The organism is Phenylobacterium sp. VNQ135 (assembly GCF_049445735.1).
In the GTDB taxonomy this organism is placed as follows: domain Bacteria; phylum Pseudomonadota; class Alphaproteobacteria; order Caulobacterales; family Caulobacteraceae; genus Phenylobacterium.
On the sequence record NZ_JBMSDS010000006.1, the window covers coordinates 91,456 to 105,367 of the forward strand.

The 13,912-nt window shown below is 68.5% G+C and carries 12 protein-coding genes; 6 read left to right on the forward strand and 6 right to left on the reverse strand.

Going from position 1 to position 13,912, the window contains the following annotated elements:
* Nucleotides 1–83 precede the first annotated feature (83 nt).
* The 4 genes from ACO2Q0_RS20815 to ACO2Q0_RS20830 all read left to right on the forward strand — a co-directional run bounded on the left by ACO2Q0_RS20815 (nt 84) and on the right by ACO2Q0_RS20830 (nt 3,490).
* Nucleotides 84–1,289, forward strand: a complete 1,206-nt coding sequence (locus ACO2Q0_RS20815) for an AAA family ATPase (protein ID WP_423353437.1) — start codon at nt 84–86, stop codon at nt 1,287–1,289.
* 91 nt (nt 1,290–1,380) lie between these two features.
* Nucleotides 1,381–2,400 (forward strand): ParB/RepB/Spo0J family partition protein, encoded by a 1,020-nt coding sequence (locus ACO2Q0_RS20820; protein ID WP_423353438.1) that lies wholly within the window; start codon nt 1,381–1,383, stop codon nt 2,398–2,400.
* Between the two features lie 467 nt (nt 2,401–2,867).
* A complete protein-coding gene (locus ACO2Q0_RS20825) occupies nt 2,868–3,023 on the forward strand; it encodes a hypothetical protein (protein WP_423353439.1) in 156 nt (51 codons plus the stop codon).
* A gap of 83 nt (nt 3,024–3,106) precedes the next feature.
* On the forward strand, nt 3,107–3,490 hold the full coding sequence (locus tag ACO2Q0_RS20830) for a helix-turn-helix domain-containing protein (protein ID WP_423353440.1): 384 nt from the start codon (nt 3,107–3,109) through the stop codon (nt 3,488–3,490).
* A gap of 590 nt (nt 3,491–4,080) precedes the next feature.
* Here ACO2Q0_RS20830 and ACO2Q0_RS20835 read toward each other — a convergent pair.
* Both ACO2Q0_RS20835 and ACO2Q0_RS20840 read right to left on the reverse strand, forming a co-directional pair.
* Nucleotides 4,081–4,704: a hypothetical protein gene (locus ACO2Q0_RS20835; protein ID WP_423353441.1), complete on the reverse strand. Its 624-nt coding sequence runs from the start codon at nt 4,702–4,704 to the stop codon at nt 4,081–4,083.
* A gap of 309 nt (nt 4,705–5,013) precedes the next feature.
* Nucleotides 5,014–5,808 (reverse strand): helix-turn-helix domain-containing protein, encoded by a 795-nt coding sequence (locus ACO2Q0_RS20840; protein ID WP_423353442.1) that lies wholly within the window; start codon nt 5,806–5,808, stop codon nt 5,014–5,016.
* 643 nt (nt 5,809–6,451) lie between these two features.
* Between ACO2Q0_RS20840 and ACO2Q0_RS20845 the strand changes: the two genes are divergently transcribed.
* On the forward strand, nt 6,452–7,954 hold the full coding sequence (locus ACO2Q0_RS20845) for a phosphomannomutase/phosphoglucomutase (RefSeq protein WP_423353443.1): 1,503 nt from the start codon (nt 6,452–6,454) through the stop codon (nt 7,952–7,954).
* 29 nt (nt 7,955–7,983) lie between these two features.
* On the opposite strand, the gene ACO2Q0_RS20850 is transcribed toward ACO2Q0_RS20845, so the two are convergent.
* Nucleotides 7,984–8,397: a sigma factor-like helix-turn-helix DNA-binding protein gene (locus ACO2Q0_RS20850; RefSeq protein ID WP_423353444.1), complete on the reverse strand. Its 414-nt coding sequence runs from the start codon at nt 8,395–8,397 to the stop codon at nt 7,984–7,986.
* A gap of 534 nt (nt 8,398–8,931) precedes the next feature.
* On the reverse strand, nt 8,932–9,114 hold the full coding sequence (locus tag ACO2Q0_RS20855; protein ID WP_423353445.1) for a hypothetical protein: 183 nt from the start codon (nt 9,112–9,114) through the stop codon (nt 8,932–8,934).
* Nucleotides 9,115–9,393: 279 nt separating this feature from the next.
* On the opposite strand from ACO2Q0_RS20855, the gene ACO2Q0_RS20860 reads away from it, so the two are divergent.
* Nucleotides 9,394–10,491, forward strand: a complete 1,098-nt coding sequence (locus ACO2Q0_RS20860) for an NAD(P)/FAD-dependent oxidoreductase (RefSeq protein ID WP_423353446.1) — start codon at nt 9,394–9,396, stop codon at nt 10,489–10,491.
* 17 nt (nt 10,492–10,508) lie between these two features.
* Here the strand turns inward: ACO2Q0_RS20860 and ACO2Q0_RS20865 are convergent, their stop codons facing one another.
* Both ACO2Q0_RS20865 and ACO2Q0_RS20870 read right to left on the reverse strand, forming a co-directional pair.
* Nucleotides 10,509–11,822: a lipopolysaccharide biosynthesis protein gene (locus ACO2Q0_RS20865; protein WP_423353447.1), complete on the reverse strand. Its 1,314-nt coding sequence runs from the start codon at nt 11,820–11,822 to the stop codon at nt 10,509–10,511.
* A gap of 88 nt (nt 11,823–11,910) precedes the next feature.
* Complete coding sequence (locus tag ACO2Q0_RS20870) at nt 11,911–13,749, reverse strand: hypothetical protein (RefSeq protein ID WP_423353448.1); 1,839 nt, start codon at nt 13,747–13,749, stop codon at nt 11,911–11,913.
* Nucleotides 13,750–13,912 lie beyond the last annotated feature (163 nt).

Here is a 13,912-nt window from a genome sequence, read left to right on the forward strand (position 1 = left end):
ATCGCACTTACATCGCGCTAGATGTAACTTTCGAACTTAGGGCCGACCGGGTCCGGAATTCGAAAGTGCGGGGAGGCCTGCTGATGATGAGCAACTTGGCTGAGATCCACGCTTCGCCTCTCGCGGGCCCCGTGGCGCAATTGGCGCGTCGCGCGTCCAGCGTGGTCTCCAATCTGCGGGACGCCGCGCGCGCCGCACGGTCGGGGGCGCGGCGGGAGCCGACCTTTTCGATCAGCGAGGCTGCGCGTCTTGTTGGACGGACGCCCGCGGCCGTGCGGGAGGCCGAGAAGGACGGTCGCCTGCCGGAGCCGTCGAGAACGGAGACCAATCGCCGGATCGGTTATACCCTCGCCCAGGTCAATGACATGCGTGGCGTGTTCGGCACGCGTCCCTGGCGGGCGCCGGAGGATCCTTGCGCCGTGGTCGCGGTGCAGAACTTCAAGGGCGGAGTGGGAAAATCCACGATCTCCGTCCACCTGGCGCAATATCTTGCCATCCAAGGCTACCGCGTCGCCTTGATCGACTGCGACAGCCAAGCTTCGGCCACGACGCTCTTCGGCTATGTTCCGGACCTGGATCTGAGTGAGGAGGAAACCCTCTACCCCTTCCTGCGGCAGGAGGAGATGACCTCGCTCGACTACGCGCTGAAGAAGACTCACTTCGATGGCCTAGAGCTCATACCGGCCAATCTGCGCCTGTTCCAATCGGAGTATGAGTTGGCCGCGCGGATGGCGAGGGGAGGGGGGCGGCTGCTGGATCGCCTCGCTCAGGGCATCGCCTCTGTCGCCGATCGGTTCGACGTCGTGATCCTCGATCCCCCACCCGCACTGGGCGCGATCTCGCTTTCCGTGCTTCGCGCCGCCAACGCCCTCGTGGTTCCTGTTCCGCCGACCGTGATGGACTTCTCCTCAACTGCGGCCTTCCTGGCGATGCTGGACGAAACCCTTGAGGAGCTCGCCACGCGGGACCTCGCGCCTGCCCTGAACTTCATCCGGGTGGTGGCGTCCAAGGCCGATGAGAACAAATCGATGCAGAAGGAACTGATCGCCCTCATGCGACAGGTCTTCGGTCACGTCATGATCCGTACGCCGCTCAAGGACTCGGCCGAGATCGACAACGTCACGGCGCGGCTGATGACGGTCTACGAGCTGGACAGCCCCATGACCAGCAAGGCCGTCCGGGATCGCTGTTTGACCTACCTCAATGGCGTCAATGAGGAGATCCTCGTCGATATCCGAGCCACCTGGCCGAGCCACACGGAACGGCTGCGCAAGGAGGGCCTCGCTTGAGATCGGGATCAGGGCGATCGGGCGCAGACCGCTGGACAGCTACCGCGGCGTCGAATTGCACCTGTGCAATCGGGCAGGGGAGGGCGTGACGATGAGCAAGAACCGCGGCTTCGCGGCAGGTCTGGCCGGGGCGCTCGACAGTGAGGCCCCGGCGGCGGAGCAGCCGCAGGGCCGCCTCGGCATCGGGGTCTTGGCCGGGCGGAGCAATCGACTTGCCGAACTGGCGTCGGGCGCTGTCGTCGCCCGGCCCGTCGAGCTAGTGGACCCCGCCCGGTGCCGGATCTGGGCGGAGCACAATCGTGACTACGAGCGGTTGGATGAAGCCCGGTGCAGCGACCTGATCGAGAGCCTGAAGGCCCAGGGACGACAGGAGATTCCCGCCATCGTCCGTCGGGTCAAGGATGATTCCGGCTTCGATCTCGAGGTGATCTGCGGAGCCCGCCGGCATTGGACGGTGAGTTGGCTGCGGGCGCACAACTACCCCGAATTCCGCTTCCTCGTTGAAATACGCGAGATGACGGACGAGGAGGCCTTTCGGGTCTCGGATCTGGAGAACCGGACGCGGGACGACCTCAGCGACATCGAGCGCGCCCGAGATTACCTCCGGGCGCTTGATCGTCACTACCAGGGGCGTCAGAAGACCATGGCGCAGCGCCTCAATGTTTCCGAGGCATGGCTGAGCCGATATCTTGATCTTGCGCGCCTTCCCCCCGACGTGGTGGCCGCCTTCCCCGATCCCCACGCTCTAAGAATCAAACACATCACGTTCCTGAAGCCGCTCCTGAAGCCGGACGCTCAACGCGGTCGGGTGCTTGAAGCCGCACGTGCGCTGGCAAGTCGAGGCGATCAGCGGCTGTCGCCCCAGGACGTCATCCGCCGCCTCAAGGATGCAGCCGAGCCGCCGAGGCCGTCGGGCGCCCCCAAGAAGTCAGGATCGCCACCCGAAAGCCTCGTGCGCAATGCTGCGGGCAAGCCGATCCTGCGGATCGATGCGCAGAAGCGGCAGGAAGTGCGTCTGACCCTCATGCCCCGAGGCGGCGCGACACGTGAGCAAGCAGAGACCGCCCTTCGTGACCTCCTGACGCGGTATTGGCCGCCAGAGCCGATCTAGCCCCTGGGCGAACAGGGCCGGGCTTGAGGTCGCGCCGACGGAAGCTGCGACTGTCCGGCAGGTTTGGCCCCAAGCTGACCGCCATCGAAAGCCGTTGCCGGGCTTCGACCTTGCGGGGGCGCAAGTTGCGCACCGGAGACCTCGGTCCGAGCCATCGCGCGGCTCGGCAGCTGGGCCGACGCGGTGGGGTGGACGTTGCCGCTACGCCACAAGATAGGCATCCGGAGCACGTTTGGCGTTCTGGCTGGATCGCGATGCTCGCACGCGAGGTCGGGCGGCGATGCTTTGAGCGGCCGCATCGGCTTGACAGCCGGCTTGAGTCGGCAGCTGTTCGTCCCGAACCGAGCGTCGCAAGGTCGGATCCCAGCGAGGTGCCGTGTCATCCAACCTTTGTGTTCGAGGACTGCGGGGGCGGCGGACCCTTGAACAGGGAACCAAGCCCGAACCCGAGCCTTTTGTCTACCATGATGGAGCGGAGCCATATCGGCGGCCAGGACGAGGGTGAGTTTTTCCTCCCGCTGGATCGAAAGAGCCTTGGTTTCGCCGCGGTCGCCATTATCACGGCGGCGGCGGCGGCGGCGGTCGTAGGTTGGGTGCAGCTCGCGGCAACGGCGTTGACGTAGCAACTGCTGGGTTGCAAGCCTGTGCGACGCGTTGAACCCAATACTGGCTGGGGAGAATGCGCCAGCAGAGTCGCGCGGTCTGAATGCCCAAAGCTCCCAAAGCCAGTCACAGTGTCGTCGCCCTGGAACTCGGCCGACGTCTTCGCCTGCAACGGCTGGCCGCCAAGCTGTCACAAGCGGACTTGGCGAGCCGCCTAGGCTGCTCTCAACAGATGATTGGCAAGTATGAGGCCGGTCAGGCGATCCCGCCGGCGGATCGACTGCTCAACTTCCTGAGGCTCACCGGCGACACGCGACCCGCGTCTATCCCGCCTGACTTCGGTGGGCCGCTCGCGGAGATGTTCTTCGCTACGCCGGGCGGCCGCACGCTCGCCGCCGCGTTCGTGCGGATTTCTCCGCAACAACGGCGGGCGCTTGTGGCGGTCGCCCAGGAAATCGCGCGTACCGGTGGGTCTCAGACGGACTGACGCGGAGCGCCCAGCGGGCTCAGCCGCGGAGTTACGGGCGCCGGCACGCCCTCGGGCCAGCGAGATCGCCCTGCGACGAAGACCCTCAAGTCCAGCGATCGCGGGCGCATTCGAGACGGCTCGTCAGAGCCGTCGAAATGGAGCCGCATCGGCCAAGACTCTTCCGTCTGCGCACCTTTGTCCGCGCTACTTGAGGTGCCCATCCGCTTTACGATTCGAAGGCTGTTCGCTGCGAGCTCACTCATGTTCAGGGGGGAACCAGCGCCGGGGAGATCCAGCTGCTTGAATGTTTGCTCCGCATATCTCGTGGCTGGGAGCGTGGAGGGCCGTGGTGTCGCTGCTATCGCGCCAGAGCAAGCTTATGGGTGCTCTCCGGCTCCAGGACCGGGGGCCCACGAGCTAGGCTGGCGAGCCACACTTCATTTCGCACCACGCGGGAACGAATGGAAGACGCGTCAACCTACATAGAGCGAGCGAAACGGGCCGCCGCAGATGCGTCGGCGGAGACGAACATCGAAGTTCGCGCAGCCCTCTTGAGGATCGCAGAGACGTGGCTCCTGATGGCCGAGGGCGTCGTGCGGCGCCCGGCATCAGTCGACGCTGTTGAACGCCCGACGACGGACGACGCCTGACTGATCGCCCGCGAAGCGCTCAACCCGTCCGTCGCTGCCGCGCAGCTGGACGGTCGCGCAGCTGCAAAGCCGGCTTCGCGCAAGACGCCGGACCTCACGGATGCGGAGATGGGCAAACCGGTCGACGGAGATTACGCGGCCTTCCAGATCCCTTGCCTCGACGACGTATATGACTGCCGGCATCTGCAGATGCCCTATCAGCTTGGCAGTAGCGCGTCGCGGCCATGGCCCCTTGATCGAGAACGCACACCGGCCGCTGATCGCGGGTTGGCGATGGGTTGAGCTACCTGCCTCCTTAGGCAGCTTGACCGTACGCAGTTTCGCGGGGTGGCGGGGCAAGCCCGCTTCGATGATGAAGAAATCATGGATCGTCTCGAAGACTTCCGCCGAAATCTTGCGGAGAATGAACGCCTCGCTGCACAGGCGAAGACCGCCGAAGAACGCGCGAGCTACGAGCGGATCGCCGCGGGGTGGCGAGAGCTGATCCGAGCTGAGGAGATAAGTCGGGTTCGCGGTCTGTAGTCCACTTAGCGGCTTCCTGCCTCGCCGGCGAGCCTGCTCGCGGAAGTCGCGCTTAGACAAAGAAAGCCCCGGAGTTGGGCTCCGGGGCGGAGGTCAGATCGTCCGTGGCGCGGCCGAGGGCTGGCCGCACTCGTTCAACACATCCAGCGCTACCGGGTTCACCTGGCGCTGCAGCTCACGTCGTGCAATCCGATCGCCACGGCTCAACCGCATGGGCGGTCGACCTGCGCCGGCATACCTTTGCCCCAACTCAGCACCGCCGCGCTGTAGGGGTCACCGACCTCCTACGAGGCGGCGTTCAAGGCGGCAAACGGGCTCCACCCACGACCCCGGCCCTCCCACCGGGGTTCTGAAGCTTCGCGGGCGAACCTAGAGGCGGTCCCCGAACGTCGTGATCCGGCGCCACACATCGCTTCCGGTCACGAAGTCGTCCCCACGCGGAAGAACGGTGACCTCGATATGCCCGCTTCGCCGCAAGCCGTGGGTGTTCACCAGATCCGGCGCCAGCTCGAGGAAATCGCATTGCAGCGGCGCCCGTTGGACAACGCCGATGACGACGCAGTCCTCGTGGCCATAGGGGATCGCGAAGCGGTAGCTGTCCCCGTCCTGCTGGGCGGAGGCCACGTGCAGTGCATAGTGCGCGCCTTTGATGATCGCGTAGAGGTCGATCCGCGCGCCAGCCCGCGCCCGCGGCTCGCCGTCCTGCGGGAACGCCGGATGTCCACCCGTCATCTGGATGAAACCGGCGACGACGTTCACGGCGCCGTCCGCCATCGCGTTGCGGATCTTGCGTTCCCGCGGATCGAGGTCCGGCTCGACGCCAAGAGCAAGCCAGGCCTCGTCGACGTCGAGCAGTTTGGCGAGCAGCCGGATTTTGTCCGGACGCGGCCGCGCCACCCCCGTGAACCACTTGCTCACGGTCTCATTGCTGACGCTGGTCTCGAAACGCTGATTCAGCTGCTGGCGCACCCAGGCCTGACGGCCGTGATTGTAGGCGGGGACCTGGGAATTCTGGTCACAGGCCTTCTGCAAGCGGAGGGCGAAGGGGCGATCGCGCATATTGCGCTGGAGCGGTCCGGAGACGACGGGATTGGCCTCAGCCCCATTGTGCGGCCGATCGGCATCCTGGAGCGTCGGCGCGGGGGCGCCGCTGCGTTTGGTCAAGAGTGTCCCCCGATCAGGCCGGAGCGCCCGAACGCCCCGCGACGTACGACGGCAGGGCGTGAGGCGCACTCTGACCGGATCTTGCCCCACGGGCAACACTTGTCCCACGGTCCAAGATGGCTCCATGCCTTTGGGAGTCCAGGCTCCGCAAAGAGCGGACATGTCGGCGCGTTGCACCTCGATGCGGCAATTCGGTGCGGTTCCGACAGCGGGCAGCGGCAAACGACGTCTTCAGCGGGTGCGGCTCGCGACATCGAGATCGCAAGATGCAGGCGAAGGCGGCTCCACCCTTGATCCTCCGACGCACGGCCGCCGCTCCGCCCCCGTAACGGCGATGCAGACCGCCGCAAGCGGCGAGGAGAGGGGCGCCACGCTTGCTCAAGAGGTCAGAACGGACTTGGGGCGGTGTCCCTGCGGCCTGTCGATCGTCGGCCCGGCTAGGGGCGGCGGCGCTCAGCGATCCGGTCCGAGGCGATCGCTGGTCGCCATCTTGCGCTGTCCGATGGGTGCGAGTGCTGAAGAGCCGATCATCGTTGGTCGAACAGGCGCCCTGTGATGGACCTTGGCCACGGCGGCGACGTAAGAAGTCACGCCGCAGCCTGTGAGCCGCGGCGCTTCCGTCGTGCACCTTGCCGGAGTTCCGATGCTGCCTGCCCCTCGCGCCGACCTCGTCGCCAATACCTTCGAGTACGAAATCCAGCCGCTGGTGAAGGCGACCGGCTTTCGCGAGTACGACGCGCGATGGCTGTTCGGGCCCGAGATCAACCTCCTGGGCATCCAGGCGCTGGGCCTGGGCCTCGGGACCTACATCCAGGAACTGGGGCAGAAGCGGATCGTCGTGGGCCACGACTTCCGCGCCTATTCGCTGTCGATCAAGCAGGCCCTGACCATCGGCCTGGTGGCGGCGGGCTGCGAGGTGCTGGACATCGGCCTGTCGGTCTCGCCGATGGCCTATTTCGCCCAGTTCGACCTGGACGCGCCGTGTGTCGCGATGGTGACCGCCAGCCACAACGAGAACGGCTGGACCGGGGTGAAGATGGGCGCCCAGAAGCCGCTGACCTTCGGGCCCGACGAGATGGGCCGGCTGAAGGAGATCGTGCTGAAGGGCGAATGGGTTCAGCGCCCCGGCGGGTCGGTCGAGCATGTGCCCGGCGTGGCCGAGCGCTACATCGCCGACGTCGCCGGCCGGGCGAGCCTGACGCGGCCGCTCAAGGTGATCGCCGCCTGCGGCAACGGCACGGCGGGCGCCTTCGCGCCCGAGGCCCTGCGCCGCATGGGCGTCGCGACGGTGATCGAGATGGACTGCGATCTCGACTTCACCTTCCCGAAATACAATCCGAACCCGGAAGACAGCGTGATGCTGCACGCCATGGCCGACGCGGTGCGCAGGTACGGCGCCGACGTGGCCCTGGGCTTCGACGGCGACGGCGACCGCTGCGGCGTGGTCGACGACGAGGGCGAGGAGATCTTCGCCGACAAGATCGGCCTGATGCTGGCGCGCGACCTGTCGGCCCTGCACAAGGACGCGACCTTCATCGTCGACGTGAAGTCGACCGGGCTGTTCGCCACCGACGGAGTGCTGAAGGCCAACGGCGCCAAGACCGTCTATTGGAAGACCGGCCACAGCTATATCAAGCGCAAGACCGCCGAACTTGGCGCCCTGGCCGGCTTCGAGAAGAGCGGGCACTTCTTCTTCAACCCGCCGATCGGCCGCGGCTACGACGACGGCCTGGTGGCGGCCGCCGCCATCCTGTCGATGCTGGACCGTAACCCGGACAGGAAGCTGTCGGACCTGAAGAAGGCCCTCCCTGTCGCCTACACCTCGCTGACCATGAGCCCGCATTGCGCCGACGAGGAGAAGTACGGCGTCGTCGACGACGTGGTGCGCGAATACACCGAGTTCGCCAACGCCGGCGGCACGATCCTGGGCCGAAAGATCACCGACCTGGTCACCGTCAACGGCGTGCGCGTGGCGCTGGAGGACGGCTCGTGGGTGCTGGTCCGCGCCTCCTCCAACAAGCCCGAGCTGGTGGTGGTCGTGGAGAGCACCCAATCGGAAGACGACATGCGCCGCCTGTTCCGCGAGGAGGTGAAGCCGCGCCTCGCGAAACGGTCCCAGGTCGGCGCCTACAACCAGGAAATCTGATCCGGCAGGCGAGCCTGCCCACAGCAAAGCTAGGCCGCGGCTCGCGCCTCAGCCCGGGCCCGGGCAAGCCGCCTCCGGTAGAGTCTGGGGGAGCAGCCGCTGATGCGCGCTCCCTCGGCTGTGGACCATCCGGCCGCCCAGAGCAGAAGCACGTCGCGGGAGAGCGGCGCCAGCGTCTGCAGCCAACCGGCGGGCCCAACCGGGGGCAGGTCGTGGGCCCGTGCGTTAGACGGCGCCTCGTGCAGCGGCCCCTCAACGGCGGCCGCGGCGAGATAGATGTCGCGTACAGCACGAAAGAGCGCGCGGGGTGGTAGCGACTGTGACCCGGTCGCGCGACGGTGCAGGGCGAGGGACAGAGCGGCCGCCACCAGGGCGTCGGCCTCGCGTGTCGAACCGGTCAGACCCATCGCGTAGCCCCGGAGCTTGGGAAGGGTTCGACGCACGACGGCCCCGCGACCCCGCAACTTCGAGGCGCGAGGGTCGGACCTTGCGCGGGCCCGGAGTTGCGTTGACCAGAATGGCAAGGCGCGGCTCGACGATGCGGTGGCGGAGGTGACTGCTCCGAGCAACGCTCAAGGCTGTGGGAGGTTGCTGAGGGCTGGCGTTGGGCGCCCCCTTGCGGATGCGGAGCCCGACGCTCGTTTGGCACAGCGTGCGCAGCCGCTGAGACGCAACGGCTCTGTCCCTGGAAGACCGGTGGGGCTGACCCAGCGTGGGTCAGCCCAGCCTCGCGCCTGTGAGGCCGCCCCAGTCTCTGCGCGCCACAGCCGCCGCCAATGATCGGCGCCGCAGCATCATTGCGCTTCATCACCGACGATCCGAGCTTTGGGGGAGGCCGTCGTGGGCCCGGTCGGCGTCTTCATGCGGCTTTGAGCGGCAGACAGGCGGCTCGGTCGCGCCGGGGCCGATCAGAGCGGCGACGTTCGATCCTCGAGCCTCTCGCCCGCTCGGTCACCCGCGCGCCGCACTCGCAAGGCTCATTCCGTCTCAGGATCGGCGCGATCGAGCCGCGTCCAAAGTTGTTCTTGCAGATCGTGTTCCACAGCCGTGGCGCGGGCCTCGGCCGCAAGCCGAAGAAGTTGATCGCGGGCCGTACCTGGCGGCAGCTTTTCAGCCTGGTCTTCGTAGATCTTGGCCTTGAGGCGCTGACGCTTGATCATTGACATCGTTCGCCCCCGCCAGACCCCTTAGCCGCCGCCGAGCCTACATGAAACGCCCCCGACAATGCCTCAACCTCGACCGAAACGGGCGTCGATTCCACGGGTCGTCATCTCGCGAGCCCCTCCAGGCGCGACCTTAGGCGCCTCGCGTTGAACGACTGTCTCGCGCGCCGCCAGTTCCGGTCATGAGCCTGGCGCAGCCCGAAGGGCCGCCTCGGCACCTCGCCTTCGCCCGAGCTGCGCGCTGTCCTCATGCGGCCGATAGGCTAGACTGCCAAGATGGAGTTGGATGTTGTCGTGGTGGGCGCTGGCGCGGTCGGCTTGGCGGCGGCGCGCGCGCTGTCGCTTGCGGGCCGACAGGTGATGGTGTTGGAGGCGGCTCAGGCCATCGGCTCCGGCATCAGCTCACGCAACAGCGAGGTGATCCACGCCGGCATCTACTATCCGCAAGGCAGCCTCAAGGCGCGGCTCTGCGTCGCCGGCCGCCGAGCGCTCTACGCCTTCTGCGAACGGCATGGCGTGGCCCACCGTCGCTGCGGGAAGCTGATCGTCGCCACCGAACCCGATCAGGTAGCGGCTCTCGACGGCGTGGCGGCCCGGGCGCGGGCCAATGGCGTGGAAGGGCTGCAGCTGCTCGACGAGCGCGAGGCGCAACGTCTGGAGCCCGCGCTGCGCGCGCAAGCGGCGCTGTTGTCGACGGCGACGGGAATTTTCGATACCCATGCCGATATGTTGGCCTTGCTTGGGGACGCGGCGTCCCGCGGCGCGGAGCTGGCCTTAGGCGTCAACGTGACCGGGCTTGTTCGGGAGCCGAACGGCTGGGGCCTTCTCATCGAAGGCGAGAGCCAGCCGGTCGCGTGCGCCAGGATGGTGGTCAACGCGGCGGGGCTTGGCGCTCAGGCGCTGGCGTCGAGAACCGAAGGCCTGCCGGCGGAGCACAGGCCGCCGCTGTACTACGCCAAGGGCAGCTACTTCGTGCTTCAGGGCCGCTCGCCGTTCGGTCATCTGATCTACCCGCTGCCGGAGCCCGGGGGCCTGGGCGTCCACCTCACCCTAGACCTAGGCGGTGGTGCGCGTTTCGGCCCAGACGTCGAGTGGGTGGATGTTCCCACCTATGACGTCGATCCCCGGCGCGCGCAGCGGTTCTATGGCGCTGTTCGCGCTTACTGGCCGGCGCTCCCCGACGCGGGCCTCCAGCCCGGCTACGCTGGCGTCCGACCGAAGCTGTCAGGATCGGGGGCCGATCGGGACTTTGAGATCTCTGGACCCGCTGATCATGGAATGCCCGGGCTCGTAAACCTTTTCGGCGTGGAGTCGCCGGGCCTTACGGCTTCGCTCGCCATCGGAGAGCACGTGGCCGACCTGCTGTCCGCCTGAGGCGTCCAGGCCGGCGATCAGCCGTTGGCGAAGATCTCCGGGGTGCGCCGCCGGGCAAGCGCCTGTTGGCCGACTGCGGCGGCGATCCACGCGGCGGCCGTGGTCAGGGCTGCGCCCGCAGCGCCGGCTGCGGGGATCAGCAGCAGGGCCCCCAGGACACACAGCGCCAACTGTGCAAGGCTCAACCCCATGAGCGTTCGGCCGTGGCCGCTCATCGCCAGCAGCACGTCGCTTCCGGCGCAGAACGCAACGGCGAGCTGCGCCAGCGCCATGATCTGCACCGCGAGCCGGGCCTCGGGCATGTCGGCGTTGAAGAGGCCGAGCAGCGGCCCCGGCGCAAGCAGCATCACCAGGATTGGCGGCGCGCAGAGCGCGAGCGCCGCCCGCCGAACCTGTCGCATGTCCCGCCGTATATCGGCGTATGCCCCTCGGCGATGATCGGCGGCGATCCGCGCCGCGACCATGTAGCCCAAGCTGGTGACGACGTTGGTGGTGAGCATGGCGAGCCGCAGGGCGACGCTGAAGCCTCCGAGCACGGCGGCGGAGACATGCGGCGCGAGGGCCAACCCCGGAAGCGACGCCAACACCGCCGAGACGAGCTCAACGGGGTAGAAGCTGCGAGCGGCCTTGAGCAGGCTCGGAAGCGGCTCGCTGTCGAGGGTCTCCGCCGTCCGCCGCGCGGCTGCGGCGCGCGCGCTCCGCCAGCGCCCGGCTGCGGCCCCGAGGGTCCACGCCGCGGCGATGACCTGCGCCCCGACGATCGACCACAGCAGCAGCTCAACGGACGCCCCGCCGGGGAGCGCGGCGGCCACGGCCAAGGCCGCCAGCATCAGGAGCGGTGGCAGAGCGTTCATCAGGAACTGGCCCCAGCCGCCGCGGTCAAGGCCGATCAGGACGTAGCCGCCGACCACCGTGACGAGATGGAAGGGCAGGCTCATCGCCGTGATCCCGAGCGGCCGCGCCACATCGGGCTGGCGCAACGCCGCGGCGAGGGGTTCGGCGGCGGCGTAGAGGACAAGGCCGCAGCAGACCCCGCAGGCCAGGGCGAGACCAAGAGCCTGGACCAAGGTCCGGCGAGCGAGGTCGGGGCGCGCCAGCGCCAGGTCGGCGGCGAGATGGCGGGCCGTGGGGCGCTCGAGGCCCAAACGGCCGGCGGTTGAGACCAGCGACTGCACTGTAAGGCAGAGAAAGAAGATGCCGAGCGCCGCCGGCCCCAGTCGATGGGCGGCCAAGGCGAACAGACCGAATTTGCAGGCGACCTCCAGGCCCCGGACGCCCACGCCTGAAACCAGCCGCGATGCTGCGGCGACAATCTGCTCAAGCCGGCTCATCGGCCGCCGCGGCTGTTCCGGAGGCAAGGGCTCCCCGTGCGCCGAACGCGAGCTTGCGGGCAGGCCGTCACGTCGGGCGCCGCGAGCGCTAGTGAAGTTGCGCGTGCGGCGGCGGCTGACGTTCGCGGACGCGCTGCTCGAGAATGGGACGCAGCGCCGCGCGGCGCAACGGGTCCGTCGCCACCAATCCACGGCGCACGCGAAGTCCCTGGCTGCCGACGTCCACATGCCGCGCGCTGGCCCGGCGAGCCCGGGGCATCTGCAGCGTGGGCGCGGTGCTGCGCGCGGCGATCACGCCAAGATCAGGACGCCGCATCTCCAGCCGTCGCGTCGGGCCGCTCACATCGGCCAAGCGCCGGAAGATCGCGCAGAGCGCGCTCTCGGACGCTGCGCCCGACGCGACGGGCGCGAGCGATCGGCGCATCGGGCCGGAGGCGGCGGAGCCCGCGTCCGCCGCGGGCGACGCCTGGTCCTCCCGCTCGACCGGCGGCTTCGCGGGCAACGGCAGGAAGGCCGCCGCCGGCACCGTGAGCCCGTCGGTCAGGCGCCAAGGTCGCTGCAGGACGCGCACCCGGCAAACGGCAAAGGTCGGGGCGGCTGTGTGCGCGGTCTCGATCTGGAGCTCGGTGCAAGCCTCGCCGACCGCCATCGGACGAAGCACCGGCATGTCAGCCGCTCGGGCTGCGTCCGCAGCGGCCGGCGCGTCCGTGTCCTCTTGAGGATCAACAGCGTTCGCCGAAGCCCGGGCGTCTGGAAGAGGTGACAGCTGGAGGTCAGCCACGGTCTCGCTTAACGAGGTCGCGGCGCCATTGAGGCTCTTCGCGGCGGGCGCATCCCTCGGTGTCGCGTCCGTCGTCCGCTCAATATCCGCCGCGGGCCCATCGTCGCCCGGCGTCCTGGCCGCCCGGCGAACCCGCAGGCGGGCTTGGGTCGGCGCACGCTCAGCGGTCGACGTCTGGGGAACAGCTTCGCTTCGATCATCGCTGTCAGCGAGCGCGGCGGCTGGAGGGCGGATCAGGCGGGCCTCGTCCTGGGCCGCTGACGCTGCGGCGCAGGTCGGCGCAGGCGCGGATCCAGGCCGGTCCGACGTTCCGGTCGGCTCGGTGGAGAACGGCGCCGGCATCGACCTTGGCTGGCGCGACGCCTTCGCACGGGCGGGCCGCCGCAGGGCTCGCGCCAAGCCTGGCTGGATGGGCGGCGGCGCCGTGTCAGCGTCGCCACCGTTCGTGACGTCGGGCCACCGCAGCGCGGCCCCTGACATCTTCGCTTCGAGGTCCGCCGGCGCGGCGAGCGATAGGTCAGCCGCATCGATCCCGGCGGCGGCCTGGCTGGCCGGCGCAGCGCGCCCGGGGATCTGCGCCTCCAGCGCGGCGCCTGCCGACCCGGCTGTCGGGGCCGAGGCTGGAGTAGGGGCCGCTTCACGGGGTTCGCGAAGCAACCGTCGCATAAAGGCGGACCGCGAGGGCGGCGGCGGGCTCGGCAAGGCCGCCTCGTGCGCCTGCGCCAGGCCCGGGTCTGTCGATCCCGCGCTCGTGGCGGCGACTCCGCCTGGCGGCTGAGGCTCGCGGTCCGCGGAGGACGGCTCCGCCGGCCTCCCCGCCGGCGCGCCGCCCTCGACCTCCGCCATGATGGCGGCGGAGGCGCTGAGGCTTGCAAGGTCGGGGCTGTGAGCGCGGGCGCCAACCGCCGCAGCGCCCGAGAGCAACCACTCGCGGAAGGCGTCTTGGCCAGCTGGCGTATCGAGCTGAACCCGCAGCTGACAGAGAAGGCTTGGCGGCGCAGGCGCATCCAGACGCGGCGGGACAGGCGGGCGCCGGGGGCGGATGCCCAGCACCTGTTCGACAAACTGCTCGAGCCGCGCGCGCAGGCCGGACGCCCAGTCGCGGTCGAGCCGCCACAAGCGCCGCTCGGGCGCTTGCTCGCCCAAATCCGCTCCAGCCTGATTCAAACACCCGCCCCTGGCGTCACGACGCCCGTCTTCTACTTCAATCTAGTTAAGCTGAGGTTTCCGAGCAACCCTCCCGCGGCGACCCCCACAAGTAAATGTTGCCTGTCGTGCAGACGCGGACTGCGACATTGCGGCGCGACGG

Excerpts from the sequence above, each read along its gene's own strand:
- ACO2Q0_RS20830 (WP_423353440.1), top strand. The coding sequence starts at position 3,107 with ATGCCCAAAGCTCCCAAAGCCAGTCACAGTGTCGTCGCCCTGGAACTC.
- ACO2Q0_RS20855 (WP_423353445.1), bottom strand. The coding sequence starts at position 9,114 with ATGATCAAGCGTCAGCGCCTCAAGGCCAAGATCTACGAAGACCAGGCT.
- ACO2Q0_RS20845 (WP_423353443.1), top strand. The coding sequence starts at position 6,452 with ATGCTGCCTGCCCCTCGCGCCGACCTCGTCGCCAATACCTTCGAGTAC.
- ACO2Q0_RS20820 (WP_423353438.1), top strand. The coding sequence starts at position 1,381 with ATGAGCAAGAACCGCGGCTTCGCGGCAGGTCTGGCCGGGGCGCTCGAC.
- ACO2Q0_RS20865 (WP_423353447.1), bottom strand. The coding sequence starts at position 11,822 with ATGAGCCGGCTTGAGCAGATTGTCGCCGCAGCATCGCGGCTGGTTTCA.
- ACO2Q0_RS20815 (WP_423353437.1), top strand. The coding sequence starts at position 84 with ATGATGAGCAACTTGGCTGAGATCCACGCTTCGCCTCTCGCGGGCCCC.
- ACO2Q0_RS20860 (WP_423353446.1), top strand. The coding sequence starts at position 9,394 with ATGGAGTTGGATGTTGTCGTGGTGGGCGCTGGCGCGGTCGGCTTGGCG.
- ACO2Q0_RS20825 (WP_423353439.1), top strand. The coding sequence starts at position 2,868 with ATGGAGCGGAGCCATATCGGCGGCCAGGACGAGGGTGAGTTTTTCCTC.